Raw genomic sequence first — 559 nt, forward strand, 5'->3', positions numbered from 1 at the left:
TGTTTTTCGCATCTGCAGGCATCGCGAACACATCAAAGAACGCCATCGCCCCCTCTTTGGGAATCGAGAAGGAAATATTGACGCCATTTTTCGCTTCTTTCGCACGGTTTGCCGCCTGCCATACATCCCCTGCCCAGCCAATCGCTACACAGGTATCTCCATTTGCCAGATCGTTAATGTATTGCGAGGAGTGGAAATAACGGATATTCGGACGCAGTTTCAACAACAAATCGGTTGCCGGCCCGGTGTAATCATCCGCTTTGGTACTGTTTGGATCTTTACCCAAATAGTTCAGCACAGTAGCAAACACTTCTTCAGGCGCATCGAGGAAAGAGACACCGCAGCTTTTGAGTTTTTCCAGATTCTCCGGTTTGAGGATCAAATCCCAGCTGTTAACCNACGTTGTAGCCAATACCGGTGGTTGCCCACATATACGGCATAGCAAACTTATTGTCTGGATCGTGTTTACCCACCAGTTTCAGCAGTTCAGGATCGAGGTTTTTCCAGCCTGGCAGTTTGCTCTTGTCCAGGGGCTGGAAAACGCCCGCGGTCAGTTGCC

General features: G+C 49.6%; 1 pseudogene. It reads right to left on the reverse strand.

Annotated elements, in window-relative coordinates:
* Nucleotides 1-559, reverse strand: a pseudogene (locus tag FDX22_RS21350) (extracellular solute-binding protein); the annotation flags it as partial.

The sequence above is a fragment of the Citrobacter sp. TBCS-14 genome (assembly GCF_005280805.1).
Taxonomy (GTDB): Bacteria; Pseudomonadota; Gammaproteobacteria; order Enterobacterales; family Enterobacteriaceae; genus Citrobacter; species Citrobacter gillenii.